Annotated in this window: 15 protein-coding genes; 14 read left to right on the forward strand and 1 reads right to left on the reverse strand. The window is 66.1% G+C overall.

Annotated elements, in window-relative coordinates; translation table 11 throughout:
- The first annotated feature begins 605 nt into the window (after positions 1 to 605).
- The 9 genes from kdpF to KR767_RS07275 all read left to right on the forward strand — a co-directional run bounded on the left by kdpF (position 606) and on the right by KR767_RS07275 (position 10866).
- Positions 606 to 698: a K(+)-transporting ATPase subunit F gene (gene kdpF / locus KR767_RS07235; protein ID WP_166945822.1), complete on the forward strand. Its 93-nt coding sequence runs from the start codon at positions 606 to 608 to the stop codon at positions 696 to 698.
- Entirely contained in the window at positions 695 to 2416 is a 1722-nt protein-coding gene (gene kdpA / locus KR767_RS07240) for a potassium-transporting ATPase subunit KdpA (protein WP_250878630.1), read from the forward strand. Before kdpF ends, kdpA begins: the two co-directional genes overlap by 4 nt.
- Positions 2417 to 2419: 3 nt before the next feature.
- Positions 2420 to 4492 carry a potassium-transporting ATPase subunit KdpB gene (kdpB, locus tag KR767_RS07245; protein ID WP_166945826.1) on the forward strand — a complete coding sequence of 691 codons (2073 nt, stop codon included), beginning with the start codon at positions 2420 to 2422 and terminating at the stop codon, positions 4490 to 4492.
- 14 nt (positions 4493 to 4506) lie between these two features.
- Complete coding sequence (locus tag KR767_RS07250; RefSeq protein ID WP_250878631.1) at positions 4507 to 4692, forward strand: hypothetical protein; 186 nt, start codon at positions 4507 to 4509, stop codon at positions 4690 to 4692.
- A gap of 55 nt (positions 4693 to 4747) precedes the next feature.
- Entirely contained in the window at positions 4748 to 6169 is a 1422-nt protein-coding gene (locus tag KR767_RS07255; RefSeq protein WP_250878632.1) for an outer membrane beta-barrel protein, read from the forward strand.
- Between the two features lie 10 nt (positions 6170 to 6179).
- Complete coding sequence (gene kdpC / locus KR767_RS07260; RefSeq protein ID WP_250878633.1) at positions 6180 to 6755, forward strand: potassium-transporting ATPase subunit KdpC; 576 nt, start codon at positions 6180 to 6182, stop codon at positions 6753 to 6755.
- Positions 6756 to 6995: 240 nt separating this feature from the next.
- Positions 6996 to 9656, forward strand: a complete 2661-nt coding sequence (locus KR767_RS07265; protein ID WP_250878634.1) for a sensor histidine kinase — start codon at positions 6996 to 6998, stop codon at positions 9654 to 9656.
- Positions 9653 to 10351, forward strand: coding sequence for a response regulator (locus tag KR767_RS07270; protein ID WP_250878635.1), 699 nt, complete (start codon positions 9653 to 9655; stop codon positions 10349 to 10351). The genes KR767_RS07265 and KR767_RS07270 overlap by 4 nt, the downstream gene beginning before the upstream one ends.
- A gap of 170 nt (positions 10352 to 10521) precedes the next feature.
- A complete protein-coding gene (locus tag KR767_RS07275) occupies positions 10522 to 10866 on the forward strand; it encodes a hypothetical protein (protein WP_166945838.1) in 345 nt (114 codons plus the stop codon).
- Between the two features lie 8 nt (positions 10867 to 10874).
- Here KR767_RS07275 and KR767_RS07280 read toward each other — a convergent pair whose 3' ends face one another.
- A complete protein-coding gene (locus KR767_RS07280) occupies positions 10875 to 11663 on the reverse strand; it encodes an AraC family transcriptional regulator (RefSeq protein WP_166945840.1) in 789 nt (262 codons plus the stop codon).
- 143 nt (positions 11664 to 11806) lie between these two features.
- Between KR767_RS07280 and KR767_RS07285 the strand changes: the two genes are divergently transcribed.
- The 5 genes from KR767_RS07285 (at position 11807) to KR767_RS07305 (ending at position 16918) form a co-directional block, all read left to right on the forward strand.
- Entirely contained in the window at positions 11807 to 12049 is a 243-nt protein-coding gene (locus tag KR767_RS07285) for a hypothetical protein (protein WP_250878636.1), read from the forward strand.
- A 78-nt stretch (positions 12050 to 12127) separates the two neighbouring features.
- On the forward strand, positions 12128 to 12586 hold the full coding sequence (locus KR767_RS07290; RefSeq protein WP_166945844.1) for a MarR family winged helix-turn-helix transcriptional regulator: 459 nt from the start codon (positions 12128 to 12130) through the stop codon (positions 12584 to 12586).
- A 25-nt stretch (positions 12587 to 12611) separates the two neighbouring features.
- Positions 12612 to 14072, forward strand: coding sequence for an efflux transporter outer membrane subunit (locus tag KR767_RS07295; RefSeq protein WP_166945846.1), 1461 nt, complete (start codon positions 12612 to 12614; stop codon positions 14070 to 14072).
- 25 nt (positions 14073 to 14097) lie between these two features.
- On the forward strand, positions 14098 to 15309 hold the full coding sequence (locus KR767_RS07300; RefSeq protein WP_250878637.1) for an HlyD/EmrA/EmrK family protein: 1212 nt from the start codon (positions 14098 to 14100) through the stop codon (positions 15307 to 15309).
- A 76-nt stretch (positions 15310 to 15385) separates the two neighbouring features.
- Entirely contained in the window at positions 15386 to 16918 is a 1533-nt protein-coding gene (locus KR767_RS07305) for a DHA2 family efflux MFS transporter permease subunit (protein ID WP_166945850.1), read from the forward strand.
- Positions 16919 to 17071: the final 153 nt, after the last annotated feature.

Here is a 17071-nt window from a genome sequence, read left to right on the forward strand (position 1 = left end):
CTGCATCACGCTGGGTTCCAGCTTTCGCTGGAACGACGGCTCCGGGCGGGTGGCGTTACCTCCCCTACCCGTCGTTCCTGTGAAAACAGGAACCCAGCGCCCCGGTTTGCCAGCACAGCGAGGGCGCTGCATCGGCTCTGGCGTAGGGGGGGTTATCGCGACAACCGGCTGCATCGCGCTGGGTTCCAGCTTTCGCTGGAACGACGGCTTCGGGCGGGGTGGCGTTACCTCCCCTACCCGTCGTTCCTGTGAAAACAGGAACCCAGCTCCCCGGTTTGCCAGTAAGGCGAGGGCGCTGCATCGGCTCTGGCGTAGGGGGCTCCATCGCGACAACCGACTGCATCGCGCTGGGTTCCAGCTTTCGCTGGAACGACGGTTGCTGGTGGATATCAGGGCCATATAAAAATTTACACAAACGTTACGCCCCCTCCCCGCCCCGATACACCGTAAATATCCGCGGAAACGAACAATACGCACCGTCCCTTCATGACGGATTGCCCCCGTGGAATTCCTGTACGTCCTCCTTGCCGTCGTGCTCACCGCCATGACGATCGGCTTCCTGATGATCTGCGACCGCCTGGGTCGTCGCTGAGGAAGCTGCCGTCATGTCTTTCGTGTACATCGTCGCCACCGCCATCGCGGTCGCGCTGGCCGGCTACCTCTGCGTGGCCCTGCTGAAGCCGGAGTGGTTCGAATGACCGCCAACGACTTCTTCCAGGTCGGCCTGTTCCTGGTCGTGCTGCTGGCCCTGGTCAAGCCCATGGGCAGCTACATGGCCCTGGTCTTCTCCGACGAGGCCAACAAGGTCACCCGCTTCGGTTCAGGGGTGGAACGCATGCTTTACCGCCTGGCAGGCATCCGTGCCGACGAGGACATGGGCTGGAAGCGCTACGCGCTGGCCATGCTCGTGTTCAACGTGGCCGGCCTCGCTGCCGTTTACCTGCTCCAGCGCACCCAGCAGTGGCTGCCGCTGAACCCCCAGCACTTCGGCGCCCTGGCCCCGGACCTGGCCATGAACACCGCCATCAGCTTCGCCAGCAACACCAACTGGCAGGCGTATACGGGCGAGTCGACCATGAGCTACCTCACGGACGCCCTCGGCCTCACGGTGCAGAACTTCCTCTCGGCCGCCACGGGCATTGCCGTGCTGGTAGCCCTGGTGCGCGGCTTCGTGCGTCGCGGTAGCGCGGCGGTGGGCAACTTCTGGGTCGACATGACCCGTACCACGCTCTACATCCTGCTTCCGCTTTCGCTGGTGATGGCCCTGCTGCTGATCTCGCAGGGCGTGGTGCAGAACGTATCGGCCTACCTCGACGTAGCCACCGTGCAGCACGGCACGCAGACCCTGCCGATGGGCCCGGCCGCTTCGCAGGTGGCGATCAAGATGCTCGGCACCAACGGCGGCGGCTTCTTCAACGCCAACTCCGCGCATCCGTTCGAGAATCCCACGCCGTTCTCGAATTTCATCGAGATGCTGGCGATCTTCCTTATCCCTGCGGCGCTTTGCTACACCTTCGGCAGCATGGTGGGTGACCGCCGCCAGGGCTGGGCGATCCTTGCCACCATGCTGCTTATTTTCGTGCCGCTCACCGTAGGTCTCGTGGCAGCGGAACAGGCGGGCAACCCGGCGCTGCACGGTCTGGCCATCGACGCACAGGCCTCCGCCCTGCAAAGCGGCGGCAACATGGAAGGCAAGGAAACCCGTTTCGGCATCGCCTCGTCGGGTCTGTTCGCCGCCATCACCACGGCCGCATCCTGCGGTGCGGTGAATGCCGCGCACGACTCGCTCACCCCGCTGGGTGGCCTGGTGCCGATGTGGCTGATGCAACTGGGCGAAGTGATCTTCGGCGGCGTCGGTGCAGGTCTTTACGGCATGCTGGCCTTCGCCGTGGTCGCGGTCTTCATCGCAGGCCTCATGGTGGGCCGCACGCCGGAATACCTCGGCAAGAAGATCGAAGCGTATGAAATGAAGATGGCGAGTCTCGCCGTGCTGATTCCCGCCGCCCTGGTGGTCATCGGCACCGCCGTGGCGGTGATGAGTCCCGCAGGCGTGGCCGGTGTCTCCAATCCGGGTGCACACGGCTTCAGCGAAATGCTTTACGCCGTGAGTTCGGCGTCCAACAACAACGGCAGTGCATTCGGCGGTCTGTCGGCCAATACGCCCTTCTGGAACGTCCTGCTGGGCATCTGCATGTTCCTGGCACGCTTCCCGCTCGCCATCGCGATGCTGGCCATGGCCGGTTCGCTGGCCGCCAAGCGTCACGTGCCGCCGTCCGCCGGCACCTTGCCCACGCATACGCCGCTGTTCGTGACCCTGCTCGCCTGCGTCGTCATCGTCGTCGGTGCGCTCACCTTCCTCCCGGCACTGGCCCTCGGGCCGATCGCCGAACACCTGATGTCCGCCACGGGCCACTGATCCATGAACACCCATGCTCATACGCCGCGCGGTTTCGATCGTGCGCTGGTGATGCGCGCCCTGCGCGACGCGTTTCTCAAGCTCTCGCCGCGGTTGCAGTTCCGCAATCCGGTGATGTTCGTCGTCTTCGTGTGCAGCGTGCTCACCACCCTGCTCTGGGTGCAGGCGCTCACCGGTCACGGCGAGGCACCCACGGGTTTCATCTTCTGGGTGAGCCTGTGGCTGTGGTTCACGCTGCTGTTCGCTAACTTCGCCGAAGCGCTGGCGGAAGGTCGCGGCAAGGCCCAGGCCGACGCACTGCGCGGTTCGCGTCGCGACGTGGCAGCGAAGAAGCTGGCTGGCCCGGATCGCGAGGCCGCCATTACGTTCACGCCGTCGAGCGACCTGCGTACCGGCCATCACGTGCTGGTCGAAGCCGGCGACATCGTGCCCGGCGACGGCGAGATCGTCGTCGGTGCGGCCAGCGTGGACGAAAGCGCCATCACCGGCGAATCCGCGCCGGTGATCCGCGAGTCCGGCGGCGATCGCAGCGCGGTCACCGGCGGCACTCGCGTGCTGTCCGACTGGATCGTGGTGAAGATCACCAGCAATCCGGGCGAGAGCTTCCTCGACCGCATGATATCGATGGTGGAAGGCGCCTCCCGGCGCAAGACGCCCAACGAGATCGCGCTGACGATCCTGCTGGCGAAGTTCACCCTGATCTTCCTGCTGGCCTGCGCCACCCTGCTGCCTTACTCGATCTACAGCGTGCAGGCCGCCGGCAGCGGCGAGCCGATCAGCCTGACCGTGCTCATCGCCCTGCTGGTCTGCCTGATTCCCACCACTATCGGTGCCCTGCTTTCGGCCATCGGTATCGCCGGCATGGATCGCATGATCCGCGCCAACGTCATCGCCACCTCCGGCCGTGCCGTGGAAGCCGCAGGCGACGTGGACGTGCTGCTGCTCGACAAGACCGGCACGATCACCCTCGGCAACCGTCAGGCCGTGGCCTTCCACCCGGCACCGGGCATCGAGGAACGCGAACTGGCCGAAGCCGCCGAACTGGCCTCGCGTGCCGACGAAACACCGGAAGGCCGCAGCATCGTGGCCCTTGCCAACGACACCTTTGGCTGGAGCGGTCGCCGTCGCGACGATGCACGTGCCGTGTTCGTGCCCTTCACCGCGCAGACCCGCATGAGTGGCGTGGATACCGGCACCCGCCACATCCGCAAGGGCGCGATGGATGCCGTGGAGCGCTACCTGGATTCGCAGGACAGCCACATGCCGCCGCTGGTGCGTCGCATGGCCGAAGACGTGGCCCGTCGTGGCGCCACGCCGCTGATCGTGGTCGACGGCGCGCTGACCCTGGGCGTGGTCGAGCTGAAAGACATCGTGAAGGACGGCATCAAGGAGCGCTTCGCCGAGATGCGCCGCATGGGCATCCGCACGATCATGATCACCGGCGACAACCCGCTCACCGCCGCGGCCATTGCGGCCGAGGCCGGCGTGGACGACTTCCTCGCCGAAGCCACCCCTGAAGCGAAGCTCAAGCTGATCCGTGACATCCAGGCCGAGAACCGCCTGGTGGCCATGTGCGGTGACGGCACCAACGACGCCCCGGCGCTTGCCCAGGCCGATGTCGCGGTGGCGATGAACAGCGGCACGCAGGCGGCGAAAGAAGCCGGCAACATGGTCGACCTGGATTCCAATCCGACCAAGCTGATCGAGGTGGTGGGCATCGGCAAGCAGATGCTGATCACCCGTGGCGCGCTCACCACGTTCTCCATCGCCAACGACATTGCCAAGTATTTCGCGATCATTCCGGCGGCGTTTGCCAGCACCTATCCGGCGCTCAATACGCTCAACGTGATGCACCTGGCGACACCGCAGAGCGCGATTCTCTCCGCCGTGATCTTCAACGCGCTGATCATCATCTTCCTCATTCCGCTGGCCCTGAAGGGCGTGGCCTATCGTGCGCTCGGCGCCGGTGCGCTGCTGCGCCGCAACCTGCTCGTCTACGGCCTGGGCGGCATCGCGGTGCCGTTCGTCGGCATCAAGCTGATCGACATGTTGCTGGTCCTGGTCGGACTGGCCTGACCCGAGGTATCACCATGCAATCCGTCAAGCTCACCCTGCTCATCGAAGAAGGCGCCGACCTGGACATGGAAGTGCGCGTCGTGAACACCGAACAGGCTACCGGCGCGAACACTGCTCCCGTCACGACGCTGCGTCCGCGCGTCGTGACCGTAGGCCGCGATGACGACGAATACACGCTCGGCGGCTACGCCGGCATCTGACGCAACACCCACTCACACACACCGAAAAGGGGTCCCGGAAGGGATCGGTCCAACCATGCGCACCACACGTTATGCTTTTCTTGCCGCCATCCTCGCGGTCGCCCCGGTCTCGAAGGCGCTTGCCGCCGACGGCAGCGACGACTGCTCCAAGGGCTTCTTCACGCGTCTTGCCGCTGCCTATAGCGAAGACGCCCAGCCCGCCGACCCGAACGCTCCGGCGCCGGCACGCCGCGCCATGCCGTCGCCGCTCCCGTCGATGCCGTTCCCCTCGGCGGAGTGGCAGCTAGGTGGTGTCGAGTACCCCATCGGCGTACCGAACCTGAATTCGCAGTACCCGCTGGAAAAGGCATTGACCTGCACCCGCGTCGGCAAGTGGATGAAGGACAACCGCATCGAGGTATACGGTTGGATCAATCCGTCGATCAACGCCAGCAGCTCGCAGCACACGAACTATCCGCTGTCGTATGCCACACGTCCGAATCGTGTCGAGTTCAACCAGGCGCTGCTGCGCATCGAGCGTCTGCCGGACACGGTGCAGACCGACCACATCGACTGGGGTTTCCACATCGATAACCTTTACGGTTACGACTACCACTACACCACGATGAAGGGCGTTTTCAGCAACCAGTACCTGAACAATCCGCGTGCGGACCAGGCGCTGCCGGGCAAGACCTATGGTTACGACCCGATGCTGTTCTACGGCGAAATCTATCTGCCGCATATCGCCGAAGGCATGGTCGTACGCGTGGGTCGTTACCTGTCGCTGCCCGATATCGAGGCGCAGTTCTCGCCCAACAATTATCTCGTGACCCACTCGGTGCTCTATACGGTCGACCCGTATACACAGATGGGCATCATGACTACCACACGCCTCAACCAGCAGTGGACGGTGCAGATCGGCATCAATGGTGGCAACGACACGGCTGTGTGGAACCATCAGTCGCGACCCACCCTGCAGGCCTGCGTGCGCTGGGTGTCGGCCGACAACAACGACATGCTGTATCCCTGCGTCAACAGCTTCAACTCGTCCGACTACAACTACAACAACGTGCAGATGTACGTGACGACGTGGGGCCATCGCTTCAGTGAGAGCGTGCATATCCTCACCGAGGCGTACTACATGTACGGCCGGAACATCCCGGGTTATGGCCCGGATGGTACGCCGGGCGTACCGGGTTCGTCGGCCACGGCTGGCAAGGCGGGTGAGTACGGCATCGTCAATTACTTCAACGTGGCGATCAACACCACCAACATGTTCTCGTTCCGCAACGAGTGGTACAACGACCAGAAGGGTCAGCGTACCGGTTATGCCACGCGCTACACGACGCACACGCTGGGCATGACGCACTGGGTCACCCAGGACCTGGAGATCCGCCCCGAGCTGCGTTACGAGAAGTCGTACGACGTGGCCGCTTACGACGGCGGTCGCAAGAACAACCAGCTGAGCGCCATCGTCGACGCGATCCTGCATTACTGAGGCAACACCCATGAGCACCCTGCTGCGCAACGCGATCGTTCTTCTCCTGCTGCTGACCGCCGTCACGGGGGTGGCTTATCCGGCCGTGGTCGGTGGCCTGGGCCACCTGCTGTTTCCGCATGAAGCCGGCGGCAGCATCGTGGAGCGTGACGGCAAGCCGGTCGGTTCGTCGCTGATCGGCCAGTCGTTCACGGATCCGCGCTATTTCTGGAGCCGTCCGTCGGCTACGACGCCGACGGGCAACAATGGCGCGTCGTCGTCGCCTTCCAACCAGGGCCCGACCAATCCGGCGCTCACCGATGCCGTGAAGCAGCGTATCGCTGCCTTGCAGTCCGCTGATCCGGGCAACCAGGCGCCCGTACCGGTGGACCTGGTCACCGCCTCGGGCAGCGGCCTGGACCCGGAGATCAGCCCGGCCGCTGCCGAATACCAGCTGGCTCGCGTGGCGCGGCTGCGTGGGCTGGCACAGGCGAAGGTGCGTGAACTGGTAGCCGCCCATACGCAGGGTCGGCAGTTCGGTGTGCTGGGTGAGCCGCGGGTCAACGTGGTGCAGCTCAACCTCGCGCTGGATCAGGCGTCGCGGTAACGGCGGTCGCTCCGGACCGGTCGCGCGCAAGGCGCGCTCCTACACGGCACCCCTGTCGCGCACGACCGCCACAGGCGATACGCAACGGACCCATGTAGGAGCGCGCCCCGCGCGCGATCGGCCCAGGCGATACGCAACAGGCTCGTGTAGGAGCGCGCCTCGCGCGCGACCGCTCCGAAGCGATGCCCCACCCACCCCCACATCCATTAGGATTTTCCCATCCCCCCAGGCCATCGACTCATGACCGACACCCGCGACGCCCGGGCCGATGCCCTGCTCAACACGGTAAAGAACGATGTCGGCCAGCGACTGAAGATCTTCCTCGGCGCCGCGCCCGGGGTCGGCAAGACCTACGCCATGCTCTCCGCCGCGCGCGACCTGCGCCGGCAGGGCATTGACGTAGTCGTGGGCCTGGTCGAAACCCACGGTCGTGCGGAAACGGCCGCCCTTCTCGACGGCATGGAAGTGCTGCCGACGCGCACGGCCCAATACGCCGGCCGTGAATTTCGCGAATTCGACCTCGAAGCGGCCCTTGCCCGCCGCCCGGCGGTGATCCTCGTCGACGAGCTGGCTCACACCAACCTGCCCGGCGGCCGCCACGCCCGCCGATGGCAGGACATCGCCGAACTGCTCGACGCGGGCATCGAGGTGTACACGGCCCTCAACGTGCAACACCTGGAAAGCCTCAACGACCAGGTGCGCCGCATCACCAACGTGGCCGTGCGCGAGACGGTGCCCGATGCCTTCCTCGACCGCGCACGCGACATCATGCTGGTGGACCTGCCGCCGCGCGAACTGATCGGTCGCCTGAAACAGGGCAAGGTCTACGTGCCGGAAACGGCAGCCGTGGCACTCGATGCCTTCTTCTCCCCGACCAATCTCGCCGCACTGCGCGAACTGGCGGTGGAAACCGTTGCCTCGCACGTGGACAGCGACCTGCGCGAACACATGCTCGCGCGCGGCGGCGCCATGCCGGTACGTCGTCGTTGCATGGCCGCCATCGATGGTCACGCACAGAGCGAATACCTCGTGCGCATCGCACGTCGCATCGCCGAACGCCGTGGTGCGCCATGGAGCGTCGTCTTCGTGGATCGCGGCGGCCTGTCCGACGAGCGTCGCGAGCGTGTCGATGCCGCGATGCGGCTTGCCCGCCGCCTCGGCGGCGAGGCCGTGATCCTTCGTGGTCACGCCGTGGCCGATGAGCTGCTGGCCTGGGCCGATCGCGAAGGCGTAGGCCAGATCATCGTGGGGCGCACGCGCGAGCGGCCCATCGCCCGCCGGCTCGGCTATTCGCTCACCCAGCAACTGCTCCGCCGCGGGGCACACCTGGAACTGACGATCGTCGCGACGCCGACCGAGCGCGCCCGTGCACGCCGCCGGCTGCGCCTGCCCGAGCATCCGAACGACCGCAAGGACTACGTCTTCGCCACCCTGGCGACCGTGGCTGCCATGGCGCTGGCTTTCGTGGCCGACCGCTTTTTGTCTGTCGCCAACCTCTCCCTGATCTTCCTCACCGCCGTGCTGGCCGTGGCGGTGCGCACGCGCATGGCGGTGGCCGTCTACACCGCATTGCTCTGCTTCGTGGGCTATAACTTTTTCTTCGCGCCGCCCCGCTACACGCTGGCGATCGCCAACGCGGACGACGTGCTCGCCGTCGTACTGTTCCTGGCGGCGGCCCTGGTATGCAGCCGGCTCGCGACACGCCTGGCGGGGCAGGTGACGTCACTGCGCGCCGCGCAAGTGCGCGGCCGGGCGCTGGTGAGCCTCGGCCAGCAGCTGGCGACCAGCGCCGATGCCGATGGTATTCGCGCCGCCGGTGCCCGCGCGCTGGCGCGCACGCTCGATGCCGAGGTGGCGATCCTCGCCCGCGATGCGAGTGCCCACCTGGGCGTGGTGACGTCGATGCCGGATGCGTTCGCCCTGTCCACACAGGATCGCGCCGCTGCCGACTGGAGCGAGATCCATGCGGAACCGGCAGGCCGCTACACCGATACGCTCAATGCCGCGTCGTGCTGGATGCTGCCACTGGGCGCGGAACACCAGCGTGCGGGCGTCGCCGCGCTTCGCTTCCCGCTTGGCGCACGCGAGCCTGACGCTGACCGTCGTGGCCTCGCGCTGGCGATGGTGCAGGACATCGGCCAGGCGCTGGAACGCGCACGCCTGGCCACCGAGCTGGAAAGCGCCCGCGTGCAGGGCGAAACGGAACGCCTGCGCAGTGCACTGCTGTCGTCCGTGTCGCACGACCTTCGCTCGCCGCTGGCTTCGATGATCGGCTCGGCGGGCACCCTGCTCAGCTACGAAGCCCAGCTGCCCGTGGAGGAACGGCGCGAACTGCTGGAAGCCATTCTCGGGGAAGGCCAGCGCCTGGATCGTTACATCCAGAATCTTCTCGACATGACCCGCCTGGGCCACGGCACACTCAAGCTCAACCGCGACTGGGTGGATGCCGGCGAGATCGTCGCCGCCTCGGTAAGCCGCCTGCGCAAGCTGTTTCCGGATACCCGCGTGGACGTGCACCTGCCAGCCGATACGGTACTGCTGCACGTGCATCCGGCGCTCATCGAGCAGGCGCTGTTCAACATCCTGGAGAACGCGGCCAGCTTCTCGCCACGTGACGAAGCCGTGCGAGTGATCGTGCGCACGGAGGCCGGGCGCCTGCTCGTGGACGTGGCCGACCGTGGCCCGGGCATCCCCGAAGACGAACGTGCCCGGATCTTCGACATGTTCTATTCGGTATCGCGCGGCGATCGCGGCAAGCAGGGCACGGGACTGGGGCTTGCGATCTGTCGCGGCATGATCGGTGCGCATGGTGGTAGCGTGGAGGCCTTGCCCCACGTGGGCGGTGGCACGACCATCCGGGTCTCGCTGCCACTGCCTCCGCCACCTGACGACACCCCATGAACCCAACCGCCCACCGTGTGCTGGTGATCGACGACGAAGCCCAGATCCGCCGGTTCCTCGACATCGGCCTGCGTGCCGAGGGCTACCAGGTATTGCTCGCCGCCAACGGCGAGGAGGGCCTGGGCCTTGCGGCCACGCAGTCGCCGGACATTGTCATCCTCGACATCGGCCTGCCCGACATGGAAGGCCACGACGTGCTGCGCGAGATCCGTGGCTGGAGCCCCGTGCCGGTGGTGATGCTGTCGGTGCGTGACGCGGAAACGGAAAAAGTGAAGGCGCTGGATGCCGGCGCCAACGACTACGTGACCAAGCCTTTCGGCATCCAGGAGCTGATGGCGCGCCTGCGTGTGCTGCTGCGGCAGAGCGCGAAGGGCGGTGAGCCGCAGGCGCCCGTGCGCTACGACGACGAGCGCCTGTCGGTGGACCTGGCCCGGCGCGAGGTGTTTCTCGATGGCCAGCCGGTGTCGCTGACCCGCAAGGAATTCGCCGTGCTCTCACTGCTGGTGCGCCACCCCGGTCGCGTGGTGAGCCAGCAGCAGATATTGCGCGAGGTCTGGGGCGGCACGCACGTGCAGGACACCCATTACCTGCGCATCGTCATGGGCAAGCTGCGCCAGAAGCTGGGCGACGATCCGGCCACGCCGCGCTGGCTGAAGACCGAGCCGGGCGTCGGCTACCGCTTTCCGGCGCACTGACCTCCCATGTAGACAGGTCTCGCCTTCGTAGGCGACGTCTTCACATTTTTTGAGAATCCTTCCATATCGGTCCGTTCTTGCGGCCGTCACGCTGCCCCGTCTGGAAAACGTCCCTTTACGAGGAGCCTGGGGTGGGAACTCTTCAACCGACGCGGCGGCGCATGCCGTCCGTGTTTGTCCTGATTCTGTCGCTGTGCCTGTTCGCACCGGCGCTCGCCGTCGTGGTCGATTGCGGCGAAGAACACTACGTCAGCGGCACGCATCGCCTGCCAACCCACGAGGAAGCCATGGCGCAATGCCGTGAGCAGGAAACGGCCATGGTCGGCACCGGCGCATGGCGAAGCGTGCGCTCCTGCTACGACGTGGCCGCTCCCGGCGAACATGGGCCATGGGTGCATGGCCGTATCGGCGTCGATGTCGTGGCCAGTGCCGGTGGCGATCCCATGACCTTCGAAGCGCTATGGATGTGCAAGCCGACGACGGGGCGCGACATGGACGGCCCCGCCTTCGACTGATGCCGCGATCAGCCTGCCGCCTGTCGTGCGAGATAACGCCCCGGCGAATCGCCAAAGGCCTTGCGGAACATCGCCACGAATGCACTGGGCGTGGCATAGCCCAGTGCATCGGCCACCACTGACACCGGTTCGCCGGTGGCCAGTCGTTCCAGTGCGCGCGTGAGCCGCGCCTGCTGTCGCCATTCGGCCACGCTGCACTGCGTTTCCTGGCGGAACAGGCGGGTGAGCGTACGCGTGGACATGCCGGCCCATGACGCCCATTCCTCGATGCAACGCGTGTCGTCGGGCCGTTCGTACATGGTCATGGCGATACGACGCAGGCGGCGGTCCACCGGCATCGGCAGGTGCAGCGGTTCCACCGGTGCGCGGCGCATTTCGTCGAGCAGCACGGCGAGCAGGCGCTCGCGTTCGGGCGTGGGCTCGTCTTCCACGCTCCACAGCGAGGCGCGCTTGATGATCTCGCGCAGCAGGTCGTCCACGCCGACCACGCAGGGTTTGTCGGGCAGGCCCTGGGTCATGGTCGGGGTGATGAAGACACCCCAGGCCCGGCTGGGCCCGGCAATGCTCACCGTGTGCAGTTCGCCCGGCGGCATCCAGCCGGCCCGTTTGGGCGGCAGCAGCCACGAGCCGTGCTCGGTCTGGGTAACGAAGACGCCCTCTTCCACGTAGAAGAACTGGCCACGCACATGGCTGTGCCAGTCGGTTTCCTTCAGGGGGATCTCGCCCCGGGCGTGATAGGCGATCAGGGGAGGCCCGTCGGGGCTCTCCAGGAGCTGATGGAGTCGATCATTAAGCATATTGGCCGACCTTCGACATAACTTGGCCTGATAACGTTATCAGGCCGATACCTTCCTTGGCTAACATTTGCTACCCCAAGTAACTGTCCTGACAGCTGTCCCTTCAAGGGACCTGACGGGGCAACCGACGCCGGAGGTCCCCCATGATCCGTCTCGTCACCACCCAGTTTTCCGAGGAAGCCGAGGATCGCCAGGCCGGCGATGCCCTGGTCACGTTCGTCGCCTGCGCCCATTCCATGCTCGACCCGAGCACCCCGGAAGCGCAGCTGCGGCGCCTGGAACCGCGGCTTCTCGCCCAGTTGCCGACCCTGCGGGCGCTCGGCGTCTTCGAGTTGTTCGAGGTGCGCGACCCGGCGCTCGCCGCGCTGCTGGCCGATGAAGGATAAATAAACCCGGATAACAAAATATCCGACGTGCGCATATTTGCCTTGACAACTATATTCCGGGCAATAGAATGCACGTCCATGAACCCTTCCCTCTGCTATTCCCCTGACGGCCGCGACAGCCTCGGTGCCCTGATCGGCATGGTGCGCAGCGAGATCGTCAGGGCGATCGAGACCGATCTCGCCGCGCAGGGGGCGGACCTGAAATTCACCCAGTTCCACGTGCTCAAGCGCCTCGCCACGATCGGCCCCATGACGGCCACCGAACTGGCCCGTGCGGTGGACCTGGATGGCGGCGCCATGACCCGCCAGCTCGACCAGCTCGAATCGAAGGGTTACCTGCGTCGCCAGCCGCACGAGCTGGACCGCCGTGCCCTGCGCATCGAGCTGACCGAGGCGGGCGACGCGCTGTGGAGACACCTGCACGAAAGCAACGTCGCCACCCTGGAGCGCGCCCAGCGCGATCTCTCCGGGACGGAGCGCGAGCAGTTGCACGATTACCTGGAGCGGGTGCTGACCGCGCTCCGCGACAAAGACTGAACCCACACGTTCGAGGCGAAACGCAATGCGTCTGCACACTCTCGTGGCGGCCGTCGGGGCCGCATTGGTCCTTTCCGGCTGCGTCACCAGCCGCGGACTGGAGCCGCAGGGCAAGCTGACCGACCCTGCCACCCTTCATGCCGAGCGCAGCCTGGCCAAGGTGCAGGTGTCGCCTGCCGGCTGGCCGGCGGCCGACTGGTGGACGGGCATCGGCGACAGCCAGCTCAGCGGCCTCATCGAGGAAGCACTGAAAGACAACCCTGACCTCGCCGCCGCGGATATCCGCGTGCGCCAGGCCCAGGCCCAGGTCGGTGCGGCCGATGCCGCGCGTGGCCCGGATGCCAAGGTCGGTGCCGGCGTGGCCGGTGCCCACCTGCCGGGCACGTTCTTCCCTGCGCCGCTGGGCAACCACTTCTCGTGGACCAAGTACGGCTACGGCGACTTCAACTGGGGCCTCGACCTGTGGGGCGGCAAGCGTGACGCCTGGGAAGCGGCGCTGGGTGCGCAGCGCGCCAGCGAGGTCGATGCCCGCGCCGCGCGCATCGAGATTTCGACCAACGTCGCCCGTGCCTACGTGCAGCTCGGCTACGCCTTCACCCAGCTGGACGTCGCCCGTGCCGAACTGGATCGCAGCAACGCCTCGCGTGACCTGACCCGCCAGCGCGTCGCCGCCGGCGTGGACAACCAGATGCAGGTCAAGCAGGCCGACAGCGAAGTGGCTTCGGCCGAACGCGAGATGGCCGTGGCCCAGCGCGCGATCGATTCGGCACGCAGCTCGCTCAGCGTGCTGTTGGGCAAGGGCCCGGACCGTGGCATGGACATCACCCGTCCTTCGGCGCTGAATCCGACGGCCGTCGCGATCCCGGTGAACCTGCCGGCCGACCTGCTGGGTCATCGCGCCGACCTGGTTGCCGCGCGCTGGCGCGTGGAAGCGGCATCGAAGGAGATCGCCGCGGCCAAGACCGAGTTCCTGCCCAATGTCTCCATCGGCATCCTTGCCGCGCAGGCGGCGGGTGGCTCGAAGGACCTGTTCAACTCGCGCGCCCGCTTCTGGCAGGTGCTACCGGCCTTCAGCCTGCCGATCTTCGATGGCGGTCGCCTGCGTTCGAACCTCGCCGGCAAGGATGCGGACTACGACCTCGCCGTGGCCCAGTACAACAAGACCCTGGTCGGCGCGCTCAACGAAGTGGCCGACGACCTGTCGGCGCTGGACTCGGTGGGCACGCAGCTGCAGGCGCAGCAGCGTGCACATGAAGCCGCGCAGCAGGCCTACGACCTCTCGCAGCAGCGTTACAAGGCAGGCGTGGGCAGCTACCTCGATTCGCTGGTGGTGCGTCAGCAGTTGCTCGAATCCGAGCAGCGCCTGGCCGCCCTGCAATCGCAGCAGGTGGATACCTCCGTTCAATTGATCCAGGCGCTCGGTGGCGGTTTCCGCCCCGAAGCCGCCGACCAGCCGGTCGCGTCCGCCGCGCCGGCCAACCACTGAATTACGTTCCTCGAGGCAGCTAACGATGTCACAAGAAACCACCGCCCCTGCCGGCGCCGTCGTGGCGCCGCCGCCGAAGAGCCGTCGCGGGTTCTTCCTCAAGCTTCTGCTTGCCGTCATCGTCCTCGCCGCCATCGGCTGGACCGTCTGGTACTTCGTGGACGGCCGCTGGTACGAGGACACCGACGACGCTTACGTCAACGGCAACGTCGTGCAGATCACGCCGCAGCTCGCCGCCACCGTGCTGTCGATCACCGCCGACGACGGTGACCTCGTGCACAAGGGCGACGTGCTGGTGAAGCTCGACGACAGCGACGCGAAGATCCAGGTCGAAAGCGCGCGTGCCGATCTGGCCAACACCGTCCGTCGCGTACGCGGCCTGTACAACAACGTCAGCTCGGCGCAGGCCGACATGGCGGTGCGCCAGACCGCGGTGGACCGCGCCCGTGCCGATTACAACCGTCGCCGCGACCTGGCGAAGACCGGCGCCATCTCGGCCGAAGAACTGTCCCACGCCCTCGATGCGCTGACCTCGGCCGAGAGCAGCCTGTCTTCAGCGAAGCAGAGCTACAGCACGAGCAAGGTGCTGGTCGATGACACCGTGGTCGCCTCGCATCCTGACGTGCGTGCGGCCGCCGCGAAGCTGCGCGACGCCATGCTCACCGAAGCGCGCACCTCCATCCTCGCGCCGGTGGATGGCTATGTCGCCAAGCGTAGCGTGCAGCTGGGCCAGCGCGTGCAGCCGGGTGCCGCCCTGATGGCGGTGGTGCCGCTCCACGAAGTGTGGATCGATGCCAACTTCAAGGAAACCCAGCTCACCCATATGCGCATCGGCCAGCCGGTGGACGTCACCGCCGACGTGTACGGCAGCGACGTGGTCTACAAGGCGAAGATCCGCAGCCTGGGTGTCGGCAGCGGCAGCGCGTTCTCGATCCTGCCGGCGCAGAACGCCACGGGCAACTGGATCAAGATCGTGCAGCGCGTGCCGGTGCGCGTGGTCTTCACCGACCCGAAGCAGCTCGACGAAAAGCCGCTGCGCCTGGGCCTGTCGACCAAGGTCACGGTGTCGCTGCATGACCAGAGCGGCGGCCTGCTCGCCAAGCAGGCTCCGACCGAGCCGGAGTTCTCCACCGACGTCTACAACAACCGTCTGGCCGGTGCCGATGCCGAGATCGCCCGCGTGATCCACGAGAACGCGTCGGCCGGCGACGGCGAACAGGAAAAGGCGCCGAAGTAAGCGTCATGGCGGACGGGGTTTCCTGCCCCGTCCGCCGCTCGCCTGCGGCCCCCTCCCCCATCGATCAGGTTCTTCCATGAGCACCGAATTTCGACCGCCCAATCTGGCGCTGTCCACGGTCGGCCTCTCGCTCGCGACCTTCATGCAGGTGCTGGACACCACGATCGCGAACGTCTCGCTGCCCACCATCGCGGGCAACCTCGGCGTCAGCTCCAACCAGAGTACGTGGGTCATCACCTCGTTCGCGGTGAGCAACGCCATCGCGCTGCCGCTGACGGGCTTTCTTACCCGTCGCTTCGGCGAAACCAAGCTGTTCGTCTGGGCCACGCTGCTGTTCTCGCTGGCCTCGTTCCTGTGCGGCATCGCGCAGAGCATGAGCATGCTGATCCTGTTCCGCGCCATCCAGGGTGCGGTGGCAGGCCCGATGTACCCGATCACGCAGAGCCTGCTGATCTCGATCTATCCACCCGCCAAACGAGGCATGGCGCTGGCGCTGCTGGCGATGGTGACCGTGGTGGCGCCCATCGCGGGCCCGATCCTGGGTGGCTGGATCACCGACAACTACACCTGGCCGTGGATCTTCTTCATCAACGTGCCCATCGGCATCTTCGCCAGCATGGTCGTGTCCAACCAGATGAAGGGGCGTCCGGAAACCACCGAGAAGCCGCGCGTCGACTACGTAGGCCTGATCACGCTCATCATCGGCGTGGGCGCCCTGCAGGTGGTGCTCGACAAGGGCAACGACGAAGACTGGTTCAATTCCACCTTCATCATCGTCACCAGCATCATCGCGGCCATCGGCCTGATCGTGTTCCTGATCTGGGAGCTCACCGACAAGGACCCGATCGTCAACCTGCGCCTGTTCCGTCATCGCAACTTCGCGATGGGCACGTTGTGCCTGGTGCTGGCCTATGCGGCGTTCTTTGCCATCGGCCTGCTGGTGCCGCAGTGGTTGCAACGCAACGTGGGCTATACCTCCACATGGGCCGGTTTCGCGGCAGCGCCACTGGGCATCCTGCCCGTGATCCTCACGCCCTTCGTGGGTCGCTATGCGCACAAGTTCGACCTGCGCCTGCTGGCCACCGGTGCGTTCCTGGTGATGGGCGCCACCTGCTTCATGCGGTCGGATTTCTATCTTGAAATCGACTTCTTCCATGTAGCGGGCGTGCAGCTGATCCAGGGCCTGGGCGTGGCGCTGTTCTTCATGCCGGTGCTGTCGATCCTGCTGTCCGACCTGCAACCGCGCGAGATCGCGTCGGGCTCCGGCCTGGCCACCTTCCTGCGTACGCTGGGCGGCAGCTTCGCCGCCTCGCTCACCACCTTCCTGTGGGATCACCGCGCGATCGTGCACCACGAGCGCCTGGCGGAGAACATCACGGCGTTCAATCCGGATGCGCAGCAGGCGCTGACGGTGATCGGCGGTGGCGATCCGCAGTCGCAGTACGCGGCCGCCTCGATGAACCAGCTGATCACGCAGCAGGGTTACCAGATCTCGTTCAACGAAGTCTTCCAGCTGCTGGGTTTCATCTTCTTCGCGCTGGTCTTCGTGGTGTGGCTCGCCAAGCCGCCGTTCACGGCCAAGGCAGGACCGGCAGCGTCGGGTCACTGACGAGCCACCGCTTCACTGTAGGAGTGCGCCTGCGCGCGACCGGGAGATGCCTTGGGCACCACGGTCGCACGCCGGCGCGCTCCTACAGGGGCTGGGCGTGAGGGCGCACGCGTATCGGGCGATATCTCCGCTGGAGCCGCGCATCATCCGACA

This window comes from Luteibacter anthropi, from assembly GCF_023699965.1.
Lineage (GTDB): Bacteria > Pseudomonadota > Gammaproteobacteria > Xanthomonadales > Rhodanobacteraceae > Luteibacter > Luteibacter anthropi.

Excerpts from the sequence above, each read along its gene's own strand:
- kdpF (WP_166945822.1), top strand. The coding sequence starts at position 606 with ATGTCTTTCGTGTACATCGTCGCCACCGCCATCGCGGTCGCGCTGGCC.
- kdpA (WP_250878630.1), top strand. The coding sequence starts at position 695 with ATGACCGCCAACGACTTCTTCCAGGTCGGCCTGTTCCTGGTCGTGCTG.
- kdpB (WP_166945826.1), top strand. The coding sequence starts at position 2,420 with ATGAACACCCATGCTCATACGCCGCGCGGTTTCGATCGTGCGCTGGTG.
- KR767_RS07250 (WP_250878631.1), top strand. The coding sequence starts at position 4,507 with ATGCAATCCGTCAAGCTCACCCTGCTCATCGAAGAAGGCGCCGACCTG.
- KR767_RS07255 (WP_250878632.1), top strand. The coding sequence starts at position 4,748 with ATGCGCACCACACGTTATGCTTTTCTTGCCGCCATCCTCGCGGTCGCC.
- kdpC (WP_250878633.1), top strand. The coding sequence starts at position 6,180 with ATGAGCACCCTGCTGCGCAACGCGATCGTTCTTCTCCTGCTGCTGACC.
- KR767_RS07265 (WP_250878634.1), top strand. The coding sequence starts at position 6,996 with ATGACCGACACCCGCGACGCCCGGGCCGATGCCCTGCTCAACACGGTA.
- KR767_RS07270 (WP_250878635.1), top strand. The coding sequence starts at position 9,653 with ATGAACCCAACCGCCCACCGTGTGCTGGTGATCGACGACGAAGCCCAG.
- KR767_RS07280 (WP_166945840.1), bottom strand. The coding sequence starts at position 11,663 with ATGCTTAATGATCGACTCCATCAGCTCCTGGAGAGCCCCGACGGGCCT.
- KR767_RS07285 (WP_250878636.1), top strand. The coding sequence starts at position 11,807 with ATGATCCGTCTCGTCACCACCCAGTTTTCCGAGGAAGCCGAGGATCGC.
- KR767_RS07290 (WP_166945844.1), top strand. The coding sequence starts at position 12,128 with ATGAACCCTTCCCTCTGCTATTCCCCTGACGGCCGCGACAGCCTCGGT.
- KR767_RS07295 (WP_166945846.1), top strand. The coding sequence starts at position 12,612 with ATGCGTCTGCACACTCTCGTGGCGGCCGTCGGGGCCGCATTGGTCCTT.
- KR767_RS07300 (WP_250878637.1), top strand. The coding sequence starts at position 14,098 with ATGTCACAAGAAACCACCGCCCCTGCCGGCGCCGTCGTGGCGCCGCCG.
- KR767_RS07305 (WP_166945850.1), top strand. The coding sequence starts at position 15,386 with ATGAGCACCGAATTTCGACCGCCCAATCTGGCGCTGTCCACGGTCGGC.